Raw genomic sequence first — 17909 nt, 5'->3', positions numbered from 1 at the left:
AGGAAATATCATGTGCTATTTTAGCATAGTTTGTATCCTTTATTGGGGTATTATTTAATATGCTATCCGCTTCTTTTTCTGTATAAGTTTGCCCATTTACAAAAAAAGAGAGGAATAGAATAAAAAAGGAAAATGTAATTTTTTTGATATTAATATTTTTTTTTAAGATAAATTAAAAGTATGACCAAGCTTAAAAAAGCACATAATAAGAAATAAAAATAGTTTGTTGTAAAAGTATTGTTAGTATCGCCAATCAAAACAAAGGAAGCCCAATAATATGGCGACTTTTCAGATAGCGAATGAGATTCTAAATAAGTTCTTTTGGCATTATTTAAAGCATCTATTTTAGATTGTTTGTTTTTTAAATTTTCGTAAAACTTCTTCATTAAAAAGGAAGTAGATGTGTCATTTACATTCCATAGAGAAGAAACAACTGTATTAGCCCCAGAATAAAAGAACCCTCTAGCTAAGCTTAATACACCTTCACCTTTTTTAATTTCACCTAAATTGGTTTCACAAGCACTTAAAACTACTAAGTCAGCATTGTTCTTGTAGGTGTATAGTTCGTGTAATTCAAGTTTTTGGTCATAAAAATCAATAGACGGATTGCCTTCAGAATTAGCATGCGTAGCAAGATGAATAATTTTTGATTGAGAACTTTGTTTTAAAAAGTTTTCTTTACTTGCATTTGAATTTGTGAAAACGTCTCCACTAATCAACTCATTGATATTTAGTATTTCTTGTTTCGAATGTTTTAAAGGAGTTTTTTTTGAACCCTTAAATTCAATAGGGGCAAATCCTACAAAATCATTTGTGTTTTTTCTTTGAATGTTAGAATTAAATTTGGAAAAAGAAATAGAATATACATAGCTAATATTACATGTTTCAATTAAATAATTTAATCCATTTTTATTCGTGTTTAAAGCTTCAAAAGGAACGTTTTCAAGATTGGTGTCTGGAATAATAGTAATGTTTTTATTTTGAAGATGCTCTCTAATTTCTTTTGAAGGAAATAGAAGTTCATATAGAGAATAAGCAACTTTATTAAAAGAATCTAACTCAATTTTTGTAGTAAGTGGCTTAGAAATAAGTGTTTTGTAATTTTTTAATAAGTTTAAAACTTGTGGAGCTTTTTTAATTTTAAAAGAAATATTTTTCTTCTTAGATATTAATAGACCAAATAAAGTAGTTTTTTCTTTTCCATAATTCAAACTATTTAAGGCATAAGAGATTATAACTTCGTTGTCGGATAATTGCTCAGTAACTTGGTTTAAAGAAAGTATTTCTCGGTTTTTAGAATTTTTATACTGAGGGTATAATCTACTAACAGAATCTTTAAAGAAAGTATATTTCTCTTTTAAATTAAATAAGGAGTCTTTTATTTGATTATTAGTTTTATTACTTTCTAGTTTTAGAATGTTTTTTTTGAAAGTAAGATCTCTAGAAGTTATTTCTAATGGAAGTTTAAGATTTTTAAGATTACTACTAATTTCAGTAGCTAATAAAAAAGCTTTATTTTTTTCTATAAAACTAAACATTAAAGAGTTGCTGTTTAGTAAATACGATACTCGAACCCCGAGTGTATAAATGTCAGAAACTACTTGCCTCCATAAAAAAAGAGTGTTGTTTTCAGTACTAAAGTTTATGGTTGTTGTGATTAAATTATCAGCAATATTAACTGTTTCAATAGCCTCTTCTAAATAATTAGAGTCTTTAGTCTCTTTATACAAATGAATTAAAATCTCTACCTTACTCTTTAAAGCTCTTGACACATTTCTTTTTTCTAAAACTTTTAATAAAGATTCATCAGATAACTGGGGGATTATATTATTGTTTTTAGTGTTAAAACTAATGTTAAGGGATTCATTTATGTTTTTTAAAGCTAGATCATAATTTTCTTTTGAAGTATAATAATTGGCTAAATTTCTATAGCCTTCAGAAGTGATACTTTTTTGTTTAACTTTAAATTGAGTACTCTTTTTTAATAAATATAAACAACTGTCATTTTCCTTATTTAAATATAGCTCTCCTAAATTAAGGTAGGAGTTAGCCATAATTAATTTATTATTTTCTAACGTTGCTTTATTTAAGTTTTTTAGATAATAGTATTTGGCTTTATTATAATTGTAAGATTTTTTAGAAGCATACAGATTAGCTAAATTAACATTGAGAGAGTAATATTTAATAGGGGTTTTTAGTTCAGGCTTAAGTTTTAAAATACTATCTATTTTGTTTAAAAAAACAATTCCAATGTTATTACTTTTCTTAGAATCAATTTCTTTACAAACAAGAGAAAAGGCAATGGAAAGAGAAACAAAATTTTTTAATGGGGCATACTTTTTCATCAAAGGAATTCCCTTTAAATAATAGTCGAAAGATTTATAGAGATCTCCGGTGATTCGATAACATTTTCCTAAGGCACAATAGGCTTGCGCTTTTCTTAAAGGGAAGTCTTTAGTTTTAAGAACTTTTGAGTAATATGTGATAGCATTTTGATAATCTTTTAATTTATAATGAAATTTTCCTACATTGTATAAAGCATTAGCATAAACACTATCGTTTTTGATTTCATTTTGTTCGAGGGTATTAATTTCTATCTTACCATATTTAATACCTAAATGGTAATCCTTTTTTTCCTTATAAAAATAAAAAGAAATGTCATGGGCTATTTTAGCATAATTGGTATCCTTTATTGGGATACTATTTAATATACTGTCCGCCTTTTTTTCCGTGTAGGTTTGTCCATTCACATGAAAAAAAACGAATAGGATAAAAAAAGCGGATAGTATATTTTTCATATTCTTACATTCCTATATTAGTAGGGTCTATTGGTAATGGTCCAGAACAATCTGAAACACCAATACCATAAGCAATGATATTAGAACAGCGACCTATTCTATTATTTAATTCTGATGCTGAAATAATTTGAGGGCCATTTTCGGTATTAAAATATCCATTAGCTAGTTCATCATCATCGTCATCATCACCACCACTTAATCCAGAAGTTCCTATTGGTATTTGTACCCAAGTAAAAGTTATAATTTCTACATTAGGGTTGTTAGGACATTGAGTTACCATACTAATAGCTCCAACATTGCTAGCAATACAATTTCTTGTTTGAAGTTTATCAGAAGCAGTTGAACCAGCAGGATGCATAATAAGTACTTTGTTAGTGTACTGTACAGTCGTTTCTTTTGAAGTTGTTGTTTTTTCTGTTGTTAAATTAATGTCGTTTTTTGCAATAAAACTACATGTTAAAAAAGCTATAAACAATAGCGTAACCTTGAATGTTAAATTCAATTTCTTCATAAAATAAAATGTTTTGTTTTCTTACCTCTCTGTTCCTAAGAACAAAAAAAGTTACCCGAGTTCAAATATAAAAGTTTATTTTAGCCTATCAATAATTATTTAAAATAATGGGAGACGTTTTTTTAAAAGCACTTGTTGATGGGGACTCTAAAAAAATAATTGTTATTTATCAAGAGAATTTTACGACTGTAAAAAAATTTGTGCTTCAAAATAAAGGAAGTATTGCTGATGCTGAAGATATTTTTCAGAAAGCATTACTTCAAATTGCTGTTAGATATAAGAAAGAGAAGTTTGAAATAAAATCTAGCTTTAATGCGTATTTGTATACCGTATGTAAAAATTTATGGCGTAGAGAATTAAATAAACATAAAAGGAAGGTAACAAATGATGAAGTTATTGAACTAGTAAGTGAAGAACGAGATAATTCATTAGCATACTTAGAGTTGAAAAGACAAGAGCTATTTATAGAAAAGTTAGACATGATTTCGGAAAATTGTAGGAAAATATTATCATATTTTTTTGCAAAAGTACCTTATGCAGAAATAGTAGAGAGTACAGATTATAGTTCTGAAACTGTTGTAAGACAGCGAGTTTTTAAATGTAAAAAAAAGCTTACAGAGTTAATTAAAAATGATATTAGATATACTTCATTAATAGAGTTATGAGTTTAGAAGAGGATATTTTAATAGAAAAATATTTAAAAGATCAACTTTCAGATGATGAAAGAAAAGATTTTTTAGAGAAAATGGCTAATGATGTTACTTTAAGAGAAAAAGTAGCTTTTGAAAAGCAGCTTTTTGAAACATTAGATGAAAATGATTGGAGTTTTTCTGAAAATGTAAATTTTGATGAGCTTGAAGAACTTGAGAGTGTTTTTAGAAGTGATGAGATAAAAAATATTAAAGAGTCTATAGCTCTAGCAAGTAATGAGTATAAGAAACCTAAGAGAAATATAATAAAGTTAGTTTCTTTTGCAGCTGCCAGTATAGCATTACTTTTTGTAGGGTATAGCTTATTTTTTACGGTGAAATCTACACCAAATGAGTTGTATGCGGAGTATATTCAACAAAATGAAATATATTCAACTGTAACTAGAGGAGAAGGAGAAGCTGTTAAAGGGTTAGTAGAAGCTGAAACTTATTTTAAAGAAAAAAAGTATACTGAAGCTTTACCTATTTTTATAAAGGAGTTAGCTAGTAACAAAAACATGACTTCTCTTTATTTATATACAGCTGTATGCCAAATAGAGCTTCAGAAATTTCAAGAAGCAGAAGAAACTTTAAATAGTTTAATAAACAGTGACTTGTTAGATGCTCAAAAAGGATATTGGTATAAAAGCTTGTTATTTATAAAAGCGAACCAATTAGATAAAGCTAAAAAAGAGTTGAATTTCATTATAGAAAACAACTACTTTAAACATAAAGAAGCTAAAGAGTTATTAACTAAACTAGATTAAGAATCTAGTTTAGTTCTTTCTTTAAAAACTTGGCAGTATAACTAGTTTTATGTTTAGCTACTTTCTCTGGAGAACCTGTAGTTAAAATTTGCCCACCACCTTTACCCCCTTCCATACCAACATCAATAATATGATCGGCAAGTTTGATAACATCAAGGTTATGCTCAATAATTAAAACAGTATTTCCTTTGTCGGTTAATCGGTTTAATACATCCATTAAAACACGAATATCTTCAAAATGTAAACCAGTGGTAGGTTCATCTAAGATGTAGAAAGTATTACCCGTATCTCTTTTAGATAATTCAGTAGCTAGTTTTATACGTTGTGCTTCTCCACCAGAAAGAGTAGTAGATTGTTGACCTAGTGTAATATAGCCTAAACCAACATCTTTAATGGTTTTTAATTTTCTGAATATTTTAGGAATGTGTTCGAAAAACTCAGTAGCTTCATTAATGGTCATCTCTAAAACATCAGAAATAGATTTTCCTTTATACCTAATTTCTAAAGTTTCTCTATTAAAACGTTTTCCTTGACAAGTTTCACATTCTACATGAACATCAGGTAAAAAGTTCATTTCAATAACACGTACTCCACCACCTTGACAAGTTTCACAACGACCACCCTTTACATTAAAACTAAAGCGACCAGGTTTATAACCACGAATTGAAGCTTCAGGGGTTTTTGCAAACAAACTTCTAATTTCACCAAAAGTACCTGTATAAGTAGCAGGATTAGATCTTGGAGTTCTTCCAATTGGTGATTGATCAATATCAATTACTTTATCAATATGCTCTAAACCTTCAATCTTTTTATAAGGCATAGGTTTTTTTACACCACGATAAATATGAGCATTTAAAATAGGATAAAGTGTTTCGTTAATTAAAGTAGACTTTCCACTACCAGAAACACCAGTAACACAAATCATTTGTCCAAGAGGAAAAGTAACACTAACATTTTTTAAGTTATTACCTGTAGCTCCTGTAAGCTTGATAAAGTTCCCGTTTCCTTTTCTTCTTTCTTTAGGAACAGCGATTTCTTTTCTTTCAGTCAAATAATCAGCAGTTAAAGTACTATGAGATTTTAAATCGTCAAAAGTTCCTTCACTAACAATTTCACCTCCATGGCGTCCAGCACCAGGCCCTATGTCTAATACAAAGTCGGCTTGTTCAATCATGTCTTTGTCGTGTTCTACAACTAAAACAGAATTTCCAACATCTCTTAGTTTTATAAGTGATTGAATTAACTTTTCATTATCTCGTTGATGTAAACCAATACTAGGTTCATCTAAAATATATAAAACACCAACAAGTTGAGAACCAATTTGCGTAGCCAAACGAATACGTTGAGCTTCACCACCAGATAATGATTTAGATGTTCTGTCAATGGTTAAATAATCAAGACCTACATCTAATAAAAATTGGACTCTGGTTCTAATTTCTTTTAAAATTTCAGAAGCAATAGTTAGTTGTTTTTCAGTTAATTTATCTTCTATGGTAGAAAACCAATTCGCTAATTCAACAACATCCATTTGCGCTAAATCACTAATGCTTTTATCAGTAATTTTAAAGTGAAGCGCTTCTTTTTTTAGTCGTTTTCCTTCACAAGTTGAACATTTAACTTCATCCATAAAGCCTTTAGCCCATCTTTTTATAGTTGAACTTTCAGCGTTTTTATATTGATTTTGAATAAAAGAAATAATTCCTTCAAAGTCAATTTCATATTTTCTAGTAACCCCAGCAGCTTTAGATTTTATTTCAAATTTTTCCTTACCACCATTTAAAATAATTTCCATGGCCTCTTTAGGAATTTTATTAATAGGGTCGCTTAATTTAAACTTGTATCGTTCAGCAATACTTTGTAGTTGTTTAAAAATCCAACTATTTTTTTGCTCTCCTAAAGGAACAATTCCTCCATTTTTTATAGAAATACTAGCGTCTGGAATTATTTTTAATTGATTAATTTCATTAGTAATTCCGAGACCATTACAATGAGAACAAGCTCCTTTTGGTGAGTTAAAAGAAAAAGTATTTGGTTCTGGGTTTGGATAAGCAATCCCAGATGTAGGACACATTAACTCTCTACTAAAATAACGAGGTTTTTCATCATCAACATCAATAACCATTAAAATATTATTACCAGTATATAATGCTGTTTTTATAGTTTCTTCCAATCTTTTGTCGGAAGAAGGATTAACAACTAATCGATCAATAACTACTTCAATATCGTGAGTTTTGTATCGATCTAGTTTCATTCCTTTTTCAATTTCTCTAATCTCACCATCAACACGAACACGAACAAAACCTTGTTTAGAAATTTGTTCAAACAACTCACGATAATGTCCTTTTCTCGATTTGATTAAAGGGGCAAGAATAGCAATACGTTTATCGGCAAAATCTTTAAGAATCAGATCTTTTATTTGTTGGTCAGAATAACTCACCATTTTTTCTCCAGTATTGTAAGAATAGGCATCGGCGGCACGAGAGAAAAGTAAACGTAAAAAATCGTAAATTTCTGTAATAGTACCTACGGTAGAACGAGGACTTTTATTGGTAGTTTTCTGTTCAATCGAAATAACAGGAGAAAGTCCATCTATTTTATCTACGTCAGGTCTTTCTAACCCGCCCAAGAATTGACGAGCATAAGCAGAAAAAGTTTCAATATATCTACGTTGACCTTCAGCATAAATAGTATCAAATGCTAAGGAAGATTTACCACTACCACTTAAACCAGTAATAACAACTAGTTTTTCACGTGGTATTTTTACGTCGATGTTTTTTAAGTTGTGAGCCCTAGCTCCGTATACCTCAATGTATTCTTGTTCTTTCAAAGTGCCTATTTTTCAGAAAAAAGCAAAGTTACCAAAACCAAACTTATTTTAATACCGATGTTATTAACAAATCGCTGTAAATTGGTATCTTGCCATAAAAAACGGATTAATATGAAATTAATTGACTCGGTACGTCATTTTTTTGAACGACATGGTTTTGCAGTATCTTCAAGGTTTGCAGATCGTTTAGGGATTAGAACGAGTAATGTACGTTTGTTTTTTATTTATATGTCTTTTGTAACAATAGGACTGTCTTTTGGAGTATACCTTATTCTAGCATTTTTATTGAAATTGAAAGATATGATCTATACAAAAAGAACTTCGGTATTTGATTTATGATAAAAAGGGTATTTCGATCAAGGTTATATAAAGCCATCTTTTTCTCAATACTAATTTTAACAATTGGTGTAGCTGGCTATGCTTTGTTATTTGATTACTCTTTTATTGATGCTTTGTATATGACTGTAATAACCATAACTACCATTGGTTTTGGTGAAGTACATCCATTTGGAACAGGAGAGAAGGTTTTTACAATAGGATTAATATTATCGAGCCTTTTTATTTTCGGATATGCGGTATCGTCATTTTCAGAATACTTAATAAGTGGGCAATTTTTTCACCGTTTAAAAATAAAAAAAGTGCAAAAAAAAATAGAAAAATTACAAGGGCATACAATAGTTTGTGGTTTTGGAAGAAATGGGAAACAAGCAATTTCAAAACTAAATAGTTATAAGAAAGATTTTGTAGTAGTAGAGAAGGATGAGAGTATAATTAAATTACTTGATGAAAAAGGAATCCTGAATATTGAAGGAGATGCAACTACAGATGAAACATTAATACGAGCAGGGATTTTAAATGCTAGTAATTTAATAACGGCTTTGCCTTCGGATGCAGATAACTTATTTGTTGTGTTAACAGCAAATCAGTTAAATAAAAATTGTAAAATAATAAGTAGGGCTTCTAAAGAAACTTCTTATAATAAACTTAAAATAGCTGGTGCAGATAATGTAATTATGCCAGATAAGTTAGGAGGAGCACATATGGCTTCTTTGGTAGTTACTCCAGATGTTATTGAGTTTGTAGATAGGTTAACAATAGAAGGAGATACTACAGCGAATTTAGAAGAAATAGCTATTGATAATTTACCTCACGAATATTTAGATAAGACTATTTTAGATTTAGATTTACGAAAAAAAACAGGTTGTACTGTGATAGGGTACAGGACTTTAGAAAAAGAATATATTATTAACCCAGAAGCTTCTGTAAGACTAACAGCAGGAGCTAATTTGATTGTATTAGGTCGTCCAGAACAAATTATAAAACTTAGAGAATTGTTCTAGTAAATTAATATGAGTTTTCTTAAAAATAAATAAATAAAAACCGTTAAAATTTTAAATAAATCTCAAGTAAAAATTACATTTAACGATTAAAACTTGTTGAAAGTACATTTTTTTAAGATATTGCGGGCTACTAATTCAAAAAAACCAACACAAAAATCATGAATAAAAAACTTCTCACGTTACTACTAATGATAGTACCGATGTTAACATTTGCACAAGAAAAAGGTTTAGACCAACGTATAGATGAAGCGTTTCAACCAATTGCTGATACTTTTTTTAACGCTATTTTCTTTCAAGTTTTTGGAATTCCTTTTGTATTAATATTACTAGTAGGAAGTGCGTTATTTTTTACAATATATTTTAAATTTCCAAATATTCTTCACTTTAAAACAGCTATTAATGTTGTTAGAGGAAAGTATGATGAAGTAGATCATGCAGTAGTAGAACCAGCTTATGGAGATGTTACTCCAGGTGGAGATTCAATTGAAACAATTAGAGATGAGAGTGAAGAAGGAGAGGTTTCGCATTTCCAAGCATTAGCAACAGCAGTTTCAGGTACAGTAGGAAATGGAAATATAGCAGGGGTTGCTTTAGCAATTGCTTTGGGAGGACCAGGTGCTACATTTTGGATGATTGTTTGTGGATTATTAGGAATGTCTACAAAATTTGTAGAATGTACTTTAGGAGTTCAATATAGAGATGTAGGTAGTGATGGTACTGTATATGGAGGACCAATGTACTATATAAGCAAAGGTTTAAAAGAGAGAGGTTTCGAAATGTTAGGAAAGGTAGCAGCTATATTTTTTGCTATTTTCTGTATTGGAGGTTCTTTTGGTGGTGGTAATGCAGCACAGTCGAATCAAGCTACAATAGTTTTAAAAGAATTATTAGGATTAGAGAGTACAAGTGCCGGAGCTATCATTGGAGTAGTTTTAGCTGTTTTAGTAGGTATTATTATTATTGGAGGAATTAAAAGAATTGCTTCTGTAACAGAGAAGGTTGTACCCTTTATGGCAGTAATGTACTTATTAGCATGTTTGTATATTATATTTAGTAACTTTAGTTTTATTGATGATGCTTTCGGATTAATCTTTAAAGAAGCGTTTAGCCCTACTGCAATGGGAGTAGGTACCATAATGGGAGTGTTATTAGTAGGGTTCCAAAGAGCCGCATTTTCGAATGAGGCAGGAGCAGGTTCGGCTTCAATTGCACACTCAGCTGTAAAAACTAAATATTCAGCATCTGAAGGATTAGTAGCATTATTAGAACCATTTATTGATACCGTGGTTATTTGTACTATGACAGCTTTAGTAATTATTATCTTTAACTTTGGTGGTGGAGATGGTGCTGTATTCCAATATGGAGGAAACGGTTCTGGAGCAGTATTAATTGATGGAGTAGCATATGAAGGAGCTGGAATTACATCGAAAGCTTTTGCTCAATATATACCTTATTCTAATGTGTTCTTAACAATAGCGGTAGTATTATTTGCGGTTTCAACAATGATTTCTTGGTCTTACTATGGATTACAATCTTGGAAATTCTTATTTGGTAGAGGTAAGGCTGCAGATTTAACATATAAAGTATTGTTCTTAATTTTTGTAATTATTGGAGCAGCAGCAAGTATGGGATCTATCTGGAAATTCTCAGATGCAATGATTTTTGCGATGATTTTCCCTAATATGGTAGGATTATATTTCTTATTCCCAATTGTGAAAAAGCAATTAAAACGTTATCTTGATGCGATAAAAAGCTAAAAAAGAAAAACGATGAAAAATATTAAATCCCATTTCTGGTATAACAAACGCCAAAGAAATGGGATTTTCTTTTTAATAATACTAATAGTTACATTGCAAAGTGTTTATTTGTTCGTAGACTTTTCTTCAAACGACATAATTAACAATGATACAGAAGAGTTATTAGTCTTTAAAAATAAGATTGACAGCTTAAAAAGAATAGCTATAGAAAAAAGAAAGTTTAAGTTATATCCTTTCAATCCAAATTACATTACGGATTACAAAGGATATCAGTTAGGGATGTCTGTAGAAGAAATAGATAGATTACATGCTTATAGAAACCTAAATAAATATGTGAATTCTAAAAAAGAGTTCCAAAAAGTAACCGAGGTGTCCGATAGTCTTTTGAATAAAATTGCTCCATATTTTAAATTTCCAGATTGGGTTGTTAATAGAAATAAGCGGGAAAAAGAAAAGAGAGCTTTGCTTGTTAATAGAAATAAGATAGAATCTAATACTATTGAAAATAAAGTAAAATTAGTTTCAACTAATGATATAAATAAAGCAACAAAAAAAGATTTTGAAACAATAAATGGAGTTGGCGAGGTTATTGCTGCACGTATTTTAAAATATAGAAAGAAGATACAAGGATTTACTTATAAAGAGCAATTGAATGAAGTTTGGGAGTTGGATAAAGAAATAATCAATGATATTTTATCAAAGTTTAAAATAGATAGAAAACCTAAGATTGAAAAAATAAATGTAAATACGGCTACGTTTAAAGAAGTGCTTAAAAATCCATATATAGATTATGATTTATGTAAAAAGATTTTTGAATACAGAGATGAAGTGGCAGAATTACAAGATATATCAGAATTAAAAAATATAGATGGATTCCCAGTAGATAAATACGAGAGAATAGTTTTATATTTGGAAGCAAAATAAACAAACAACAACAAAATATATACAGTATGTATTTTACTGAAGAACACGAGGCATTTCGTCAAAGCTTTAAGGAGTTTTTACAAAAGGAGGTTTCTCCTTATATAGATAAATGGGAAAAAGAAGGAACAGTTGAACGTTTTATTTGGAAGAAATTCGGAGAAATGGGATACTTTGGTTTAAATCAACCAGAAGAATATGGAGGATTAAACCTTGATCTCTTTTATACCGTAATCTTTTTAGAAGAGCTGCAAAAAATAAACTCAGGAGGTTTTGCAGCAAATATGTGGGCGCATGCATATTTAGCAATGACACACTTAAATAAAGAAGGAGATGATAGAATTAAGAGAGAATATTTAACTCCAAGTATAGATGGAGAAAAAATAGGATGCTTATGTATATCAGAACCATTTGGAGGAAGTGATGTGGCAGGAATGAGAACTACAGCCATAAAAGATGGAGATACTTATGTGATAAATGGATCAAAAACCTTTATTACAAATGGAGTGTATTCGGATTACTTAGTTGTAGCCGCAAAAACAAATCCAGAAGATAAGCATAAAGGGATGAGTATTTTTGTTGTAGATAGAGAAACTCCAGGAATATCATCTACAAAATTAGATAAATTAGGATGGAGAGCATCAGATACTGCAGAAATAGCTTTTGATAATGTAGTGATACCAGCTGAAAATTTAATGGGAGAAGAAGGAAAAGGTTTCCCCTACATTATGCAGCACTTTGCTTTAGAACGTCTAGTGATGGGAGTTAATGCTCATGCAAGAGCTGAATATGCTTTAGATTATGTTGTGCAGTACATGAGCGAAAGAGAAGCTTTTGGAAAAACATTAGATAAGTTCCAAGCATTACGTCATAAAGTTGCTGAGATGGCAAGTAGAGTAGATATGTGTAAAGAATATAACTATTCAATTACAAAGAGACTTAATGATGGTAATTATGTGGTTAAGGAAGCTAGTATGAGTAAATTATTATCGACTAAAATGGCTGATGAAGTAATTTATGATGCATTACAGTTATTAGGAGGTTATGGTTATATGGAAGAGTATCCTTTAGCACGTTTATTAAGAGATAGCCGATTAGGTCCAATAGGAGGTGGTACCTCTGAAATCTTAAAAGAGATTATCGCAAAAATGGTAATCGATAAGAAGGAATATAAGCCAGCGACTTAATACTGTTTTTAGATTAACTTTTTAGCTAAAATACATTCAGTATCGCAAAAATGGTAATCGATAAGAAAGAATATAAGCCAGTGACTTAATTGTTTTTTAAAAGAGTCAGTTTATTTTTTTAAAATATTGACTTTAAAACCAAAATGATAAGAAAATAATAACCACTCATTTATTGAGTGGTTTTTTTGTGGAATTAACTTTTTGAGAGGTGAAAAAATTAAAAGTCAATAAGTTTTCAACACGAAAACGATTTCGGAGCTATAACGATTTCGCGGTCTGAAATTCAATGTATAACTTGAAACCAAATTTAAAAATATATTAAATGAAAACTCTTCAAAAAAAGCATTGGTTCCTTGTACCAATCATAACAGTTTTCTTAGGATGTTCAGCAGAATTATCAGAAGAATTAGATGTAAAATCACAAGAAAAAGAAATAATACAAACATCAGCAAGACCAGGGTTAAAGCCAATAGGAACTGGAGTAATGATGCAGGCATTTTACTGGGATGTGCCAGCAGGAGGAAATTGGTGGAACACAGTTAAAGGTAAAGTGCAAGATTGGAGTAATGCTGGAATGGATGCTATTTGGTTGCCGCCAGCAACAAAAGCACAGAACGGACCTTTCTCGATGGGTTATGATCCTTTCGATTATTTTGATTTCGGAAAGTATAATCAAATGGGAAGTGTTGAAACAAGGTTTGGTTCAGAAGATGAATTAAAGAGTTTGATTTCAACAGCACATGGAGCAAAATTAAGTGTTATAGCAGATATTGTTATAAATCATAACAGTGGAGGACAAAGTGAAGTTAACCCAGTTAATGGTCAGCCAAATTGGACTAAGTTTACACCAATGTCAGGAAGATTTATAAGAGACTATAACGATTTTCATCCGAATCATAACTTTAATAATGATACAGGGGTATTTGGAGGTTTTCCAGATTTATCACATCACCAAGTAAGAGTACAAAATGAATTATGGAAAAATCCAGAATCGGTTGCAAAGTATTATAAAAATGTAATGGGATTTGATGGTTGGCGTTTTGATTATGTAAAAGGTTTTGAACCATGGGTTGTAAAAGATTGGAAAAATGAAGTAGGAGGATTTACAGTTGGAGAGTACTGGGATGGAAATGCAGGTACTTTAGATTGGTGGTCAGGACAAGCAGAAGCAAGTGCATTTGATTTTGCATGTTATTATAGAATGAAAGACGCATTTGATGGTAATAACTTAAATAAGTTAAACGAAGATATGTTATGGAAGAGAAATGCGAGTAGAGCGGTAACGTTTGTAACTAATCACGATACTAATGAAATCTATGGAGGTAAAATGTTAGCCTATGCATATATATTAACACATGAAGGGTATCCAACAATGTTTTATAGAGATTATGAAGAATGGTTAAATAAAGAAAGGTTAAATAATTTAATTTGGATACATAATAACTTAGCAGGTGGAAGTACTACAAACTTATATACTGACAATGATGAATACATTGCAAGAAGAAATGGACACAATAATGCAGGTTTAGTAGTGTATATTAACAATGCAAATCATTGGCAAGAGCGTTGGATAGAAACCAATTGGTCAAATACTAGAATTAAAGATTATACTGGACATTCTTCATGGGAACCTGTAACACAAGGAGGAAAGTGGGTTAAAATACAAGTGCCGCCAAAGAGTTACTCAGTTTGGGCTCCAAAATAAAATAATTTTTTGCAGGTTAATTAAAAAATACTCAGTACCTTTGCAGTCCTAAAATAATAAATTTAGAGACTACAATGAAAGGAGGTGCTAACAAATGTTAATTATTCCAGTAAAAGAAGGAGAGAATATCGATAGAGCGTTAAAACGTTATAAGCGTAAATTTAGTAACACTAAAACGTTAAAACAATTACGTGACAGAAAGCAGTTTAATAAGCCATCTGTTGTAAAGCGTGCTCAGAAGATAAAAGCATCTTACGTTCAGAGCTTAAGAACAAAAGAAGAAATAGGTTAGTAATAAGCTATTTTAAAGATATAAAAACCTGTATTGATTTCGATACAGGTTTTTTTGTACATTTATTTTAAATAAACTTTCAGATGTTATTAGAAGCTTTTCTAGAATACTTAACTCATGAGAAAAAGTATTCAAAACATACAATTCAAGCATACAAAACTGATTTAATTGCTTTTAGAGATTTTTGTGTAGTTGAATATGAAGATGAAAAACTAACGGAAATTCATTATAATCAAATTAGACCTTGGATGGTGAGTTTGATAAATGAAGGTATTTCAAATAGGAGTGTGAATAGAAAAATGAGCTCTTTAAAAACGTTCTATACTTTTTTACAAAAAATAGGAGAGGTTAAAATAAATCCTTTGGCAAAGCATAAAGCATTAAAAGTTCAAAAAAAAATACAAGTACCTTTTGATCAAAATGAGGTGGGAGAAGTTTTGAATATTATGAAGGAAGGTGCCGATTTTGAATCGATAAGAGATCGTTTAATAGTGGAGTTATTGTATTCAACAGGGGTAAGAAGAACTGAGTTAATAAATATAAAAGAGAAAGATGTTGATTTTGTTAAGAAAGTTATAAAGGTTTTAGGGAAAAGAAATAAAGAAAGATATATAATGTTGTTGCCAACGGTGTTAGATACTTTGAATCAGTATATTGATTTAAAAAAAGACTATGAGTTGGAAAATGTAGCTGAACTTTTGATAACCAAAAAGGGAGTTAAAATTTATGAAACTCTTGTTTACCGAATAATAAATGCGTACTTTAGTAGGGTGTCAACTAAAGCAAAAAAAAGCCCGCATATCTTGAGGCATGCTTTTGCTACACATTTACTTAATAATGGTGCGTCATTAGATTCGGTTAAAGAATTACTAGGGCATTCAAGTTTAGCCTCCACTCAAGTTTATACGCACAATAACTTGGAGCAAATAAAGAAAGTATATAACAGTGCTCACCCTAGGGAGCCTAATTAAAGATTGAAAATTATGAAAGTATTCACGCAGTCAGTAAACTTTACAGCAGATAAGAAGTTGATAAGTTACATAGAAAAGAAAGTAGGAGGTTTAGAAAGGTTTCATGATAAAATAGTAGACGTAGAAGTTTTTTTAAAAGTTCAAAATACTAGTGAAAAGGAAAATAAAATATCAGAAATTAAAATAAACATTCCCGGGAATGAGTTGATGGTAAAAAAACAAACAAAAACCTTTGAAGAGGGTGTCAGCATTGCGATTGAATCATTAAAAAGAAGCCTGAAAAAATCAAAAGAAAAACATAGAGATTCATTGGTTTCATAAAAAGATAAAAAATATTTCAAAAAAGTTTTAAAAATTAAAAATTACTTTATACATTTGCAGTCCGTTAGAAATAGCGGATTGTTTTTTTATAACAATTGCCGATGTAGCTCAGCTGGCTAGAGCAGCTGATTTGTAATCAGCAGGTCGGGGGTTCGAGTCCCTTCATCGGCTCAAGTTCTTAAACAAAACGGATAAGATTTTATTGAAAATCTTGGGGAGATTCCAGAGCGGCCAAATGGGACGGACTGTAACTCCGTTGTCTTACGACTTCGCAGGTTCGAATCCTGCTCTCCCCACTTTTTTAAAACTGAAAAAATGATTTTTAAATCTAGGTTTAATTATTAAATTAGCGGTTTTAAATAGGCGAGAGTAGCTCAGTTGGTAGAGCGTCAGCCTTCCAAGCTGAATGTCGCCGGTTCGAACCCGGTCTCTCGCTCTAAAATTCCAAGCCGGTGTAGCTCAGTTGGTAGAGCGCATCCTTGGTAGGGATGAGGTCACCGGTTCAAATCCGGTCATTGGCTCTTTTTTAGTGAAAAGAGTTTAAAAGAGTTTTAAAATAACACTAAATATATTTAACTAAGAATTAAAATTAATAATCATGGCAAAAGGAACTTATGATCGTTCGAAACCGCATTTAAATGTTGGTACTATTGGTCACGTAGATCACGGTAAAACTACTTTAACTGCTGCAATTACTAAAGTATTAGCTGATGCAGGATTTTCTGAACAAAGAGCTTTTGATCAAATCGATAACGCTCCAGAAGAAAAAGAAAGAGGTATAACAATTAACTCTTCTCACGTAGAGTATGCAACTGCAAACCGTCACTACGCGCACGTAGATTGTCCAGGTCACGCCGATTATGTAAAGAACATGGTAACTGGTGCTGCTCAAATGGATGGAGCTATCTTAGTAGTAGCTGCAACAGATGGTCCAATGCCGCAAACTCGTGAGCACATCTTATTAGGACGTCAGGTAGGTATTCCACGTATCGTTGTTTTCTTAAACAAAGTTGATATGGTTGATGATGAGGAGTTATTAGAGTTAGTAGAGATGGAAGTTAGAGACTTATTATCTTTCTATGAGTACGATGGAGATAACGGTCCTGTTGTTGCTGGTTCTGCTTTAGGAGCTTTAAATGGAGAGCAAAAGTGGGTTGATACAGTTTTAGAATTAATGGAAGCTGTTGATACTTGGATTGAAGAGCCACCAAGAGATACTGAAAAAGATTTCTTAATGCCAATCGAGGATGTATTCTCAATTACAGGTCGTGGTACTGTTGCTACTGGTCGTATTGAAACAGGAATCATCAATTCTGGAGATCCAGTAGAGATTATCGGTATGGGTTCTGAGAAGTTAACTTCTACAGTAACTGGTATTGAAATGTTCCGTCAAATCTTAGATAGAGGTGAGGCTGGAGATAACGCAGGTATCTTATTAAGAGGTATTGCTAAGGAAGATATCAAGAGAGGTATGGTAATCTGTAAGCCAGGTTCAGTAACTCCACACGCTAAATTTAAAGCTGAGGTATACGTTTTAAAGAAAGAAGAAGGTGGACGTCACACTCCATTCCATAATAACTACCGTCCACAATTCTACGTACGTACAACTGACGTAACTGGTAACATTAACTTACCTGATGGAGTAGAGATGGTAATGCCAGGAGATAACTTAACTATTACAGTTGATTTAATCCAACCAATTGCATTAAACATTGGTTTACAGTTCGCAATCCGTGAAGGAGGTAGAACAGTAGGTGCAGGTCAGGTAACTGAAATTTTAGACTAATTAATAGTTAGTTTACAGCATAAAAAAAAGGAGTCTC

Annotated in this window: 15 protein-coding genes and 4 tRNA genes; 16 read left to right on the top strand and 3 right to left on the bottom strand. The window is 31.1% G+C overall.

What is annotated here, in order from left to right; translation table 11 throughout:
* Positions 1 to 149 precede the first annotated feature (149 nt).
* Together MHN29_RS11780 and MHN29_RS11775 are read right to left on the bottom strand one after the other, a co-directional pair.
* Positions 150 to 2798: a CHAT domain-containing protein gene (locus tag MHN29_RS11780; RefSeq protein WP_235275845.1), complete on the bottom strand. Its 2649-nt coding sequence runs from the start codon at positions 2796 to 2798 to the stop codon at positions 150 to 152.
* Between the two features lie 4 nt (positions 2799 to 2802).
* Positions 2803 to 3309: a hypothetical protein gene (locus tag MHN29_RS11775; protein WP_235275844.1), complete on the bottom strand. Its 507-nt coding sequence runs from the start codon at positions 3307 to 3309 to the stop codon at positions 2803 to 2805.
* Between the two features lie 107 nt (positions 3310 to 3416).
* On the opposite strand from MHN29_RS11775, the gene MHN29_RS11770 reads away from it, so the two are divergent.
* Both MHN29_RS11770 and MHN29_RS11765 read left to right on the top strand, forming a co-directional pair.
* Positions 3417 to 3974, top strand: a complete 558-nt coding sequence (locus tag MHN29_RS11770) for an RNA polymerase sigma factor (protein WP_235275843.1) — start codon at positions 3417 to 3419, stop codon at positions 3972 to 3974.
* Positions 3971 to 4765 carry a CDC27 family protein gene (locus tag MHN29_RS11765; protein WP_235275842.1) on the top strand — a complete coding sequence of 265 codons (795 nt, stop codon included), beginning with the start codon at positions 3971 to 3973 and terminating at the stop codon, positions 4763 to 4765. The genes MHN29_RS11770 and MHN29_RS11765 overlap by 4 nt, the downstream gene beginning before the upstream one ends.
* A 4-nt stretch (positions 4766 to 4769) precedes the next feature.
* Here MHN29_RS11765 and uvrA read toward each other — a convergent pair whose 3' ends face one another.
* Positions 4770 to 7592 carry an excinuclease ABC subunit UvrA gene (gene uvrA, locus MHN29_RS11760; protein ID WP_235275841.1) on the bottom strand — a complete coding sequence of 941 codons (2823 nt, stop codon included), beginning with the start codon at positions 7590 to 7592 and terminating at the stop codon, positions 4770 to 4772.
* A gap of 111 nt (positions 7593 to 7703) precedes the next feature.
* On the opposite strand from uvrA, the gene MHN29_RS11755 reads away from it, so the two are divergent.
* The 14 genes from MHN29_RS11755 (at position 7704) to tuf (ending at position 17872) form a co-directional block, all read left to right on the top strand.
* Positions 7704 to 7931 (top strand): PspC domain-containing protein, encoded by a 228-nt coding sequence (locus MHN29_RS11755; RefSeq protein ID WP_235275840.1) that lies wholly within the window; start codon positions 7704 to 7706, stop codon positions 7929 to 7931.
* A complete protein-coding gene (locus MHN29_RS11750; protein ID WP_235275839.1) occupies positions 7928 to 8932 on the top strand; it encodes a TrkA family potassium uptake protein in 1005 nt (334 codons plus the stop codon). Before MHN29_RS11755 ends, MHN29_RS11750 begins: the two co-directional genes overlap by 4 nt.
* A 158-nt stretch (positions 8933 to 9090) precedes the next feature.
* Entirely contained in the window at positions 9091 to 10689 is a 1599-nt protein-coding gene (locus MHN29_RS11745) for a sodium:alanine symporter family protein (protein WP_235275838.1), read from the top strand.
* 12 nt (positions 10690 to 10701) lie between these two features.
* Complete coding sequence (locus MHN29_RS11740; RefSeq protein WP_235275837.1) at positions 10702 to 11613, top strand: helix-hairpin-helix domain-containing protein; 912 nt, start codon at positions 10702 to 10704, stop codon at positions 11611 to 11613.
* A gap of 17 nt (positions 11614 to 11630) precedes the next feature.
* On the top strand, positions 11631 to 12797 hold the full coding sequence (locus MHN29_RS11735; protein ID WP_235275854.1) for an acyl-CoA dehydrogenase family protein: 1167 nt from the start codon (positions 11631 to 11633) through the stop codon (positions 12795 to 12797).
* A 322-nt stretch (positions 12798 to 13119) separates the two neighbouring features.
* On the top strand, positions 13120 to 14502 hold the full coding sequence (locus tag MHN29_RS11730; RefSeq protein ID WP_235275836.1) for an alpha-amylase: 1383 nt from the start codon (positions 13120 to 13122) through the stop codon (positions 14500 to 14502).
* Positions 14503 to 14596: 94 nt separating this feature from the next.
* Positions 14597 to 14794: a 30S ribosomal protein S21 gene (rpsU, locus tag MHN29_RS11725; RefSeq protein WP_150900580.1), complete on the top strand. Its 198-nt coding sequence runs from the start codon at positions 14597 to 14599 to the stop codon at positions 14792 to 14794.
* A gap of 83 nt (positions 14795 to 14877) precedes the next feature.
* Entirely contained in the window at positions 14878 to 15765 is an 888-nt protein-coding gene (locus MHN29_RS11720; protein WP_235275835.1) for a tyrosine-type recombinase/integrase, read from the top strand.
* Positions 15766 to 15777: 12 nt separating this feature from the next.
* Positions 15778 to 16086, top strand: a complete 309-nt coding sequence (locus MHN29_RS11715) for an HPF/RaiA family ribosome-associated protein (RefSeq protein WP_235275834.1) — start codon at positions 15778 to 15780, stop codon at positions 16084 to 16086.
* 97 nt (positions 16087 to 16183) lie between these two features.
* Positions 16184 to 16257 (top strand) — tRNA-Thr (locus MHN29_RS11710).
* Positions 16258 to 16299: 42 nt separating this feature from the next.
* A tRNA-Tyr gene (locus tag MHN29_RS11705) sits at positions 16300 to 16382 on the top strand.
* A 67-nt stretch (positions 16383 to 16449) separates the two neighbouring features.
* Positions 16450 to 16522: transfer RNA gene (locus MHN29_RS11700), tRNA-Gly, on the top strand.
* A gap of 12 nt (positions 16523 to 16534) precedes the next feature.
* Positions 16535 to 16607, top strand: a tRNA-Thr gene (locus MHN29_RS11695).
* Positions 16608 to 16684: 77 nt separating this feature from the next.
* Complete coding sequence (tuf, locus tag MHN29_RS11690; protein ID WP_150900585.1) at positions 16685 to 17872, top strand: elongation factor Tu; 1188 nt, start codon at positions 16685 to 16687, stop codon at positions 17870 to 17872.
* The last annotated feature ends 37 nt before the right edge of the window (positions 17873 to 17909 follow it).

This window comes from Tenacibaculum sp. Cn5-46 (genome assembly GCF_022347705.1).
Lineage (GTDB): Bacteria > Bacteroidota > Bacteroidia > Flavobacteriales > Flavobacteriaceae > Polaribacter > Polaribacter aiptasiae.
The sequence above is the reverse complement of the archived record's forward strand: the minus strand, read 5'-3'. Positions and strand labels throughout refer to the sequence as shown.

What these genes read in the sequence shown, in the direction of transcription:
- MHN29_RS11765 (WP_235275842.1), top strand. Translation starts at nt 3,971, where the DNA reads ATGAGTTTAGAAGAGGATATTTTAATAGAAAAATATTTAAAAGATCAA.
- MHN29_RS11745 (WP_235275838.1), top strand. Translation starts at nt 9,091, where the DNA reads ATGAATAAAAAACTTCTCACGTTACTACTAATGATAGTACCGATGTTA.
- MHN29_RS11730 (WP_235275836.1), top strand. Translation starts at nt 13,120, where the DNA reads ATGAAAACTCTTCAAAAAAAGCATTGGTTCCTTGTACCAATCATAACA.
- MHN29_RS11775 (WP_235275844.1), bottom strand. Translation starts at nt 3,309, where the DNA reads ATGAAGAAATTGAATTTAACATTCAAGGTTACGCTATTGTTTATAGCT.
- tuf (WP_150900585.1), top strand. Translation starts at nt 16,685, where the DNA reads ATGGCAAAAGGAACTTATGATCGTTCGAAACCGCATTTAAATGTTGGT.
- MHN29_RS11750 (WP_235275839.1), top strand. Translation starts at nt 7,928, where the DNA reads ATGATAAAAAGGGTATTTCGATCAAGGTTATATAAAGCCATCTTTTTC.
- MHN29_RS11715 (WP_235275834.1), top strand. Translation starts at nt 15,778, where the DNA reads ATGAAAGTATTCACGCAGTCAGTAAACTTTACAGCAGATAAGAAGTTG.
- MHN29_RS11770 (WP_235275843.1), top strand. Translation starts at nt 3,417, where the DNA reads ATGGGAGACGTTTTTTTAAAAGCACTTGTTGATGGGGACTCTAAAAAA.
- MHN29_RS11740 (WP_235275837.1), top strand. Translation starts at nt 10,702, where the DNA reads ATGAAAAATATTAAATCCCATTTCTGGTATAACAAACGCCAAAGAAAT.
- MHN29_RS11755 (WP_235275840.1), top strand. Translation starts at nt 7,704, where the DNA reads ATGAAATTAATTGACTCGGTACGTCATTTTTTTGAACGACATGGTTTT.
- rpsU (WP_150900580.1), top strand. Translation starts at nt 14,597, where the DNA reads ATGTTAATTATTCCAGTAAAAGAAGGAGAGAATATCGATAGAGCGTTA.
- MHN29_RS11720 (WP_235275835.1), top strand. Translation starts at nt 14,878, where the DNA reads ATGTTATTAGAAGCTTTTCTAGAATACTTAACTCATGAGAAAAAGTAT.
- MHN29_RS11780 (WP_235275845.1), bottom strand. Translation starts at nt 2,798, where the DNA reads ATGAAAAATATACTATCCGCTTTTTTTATCCTATTCGTTTTTTTTCAT.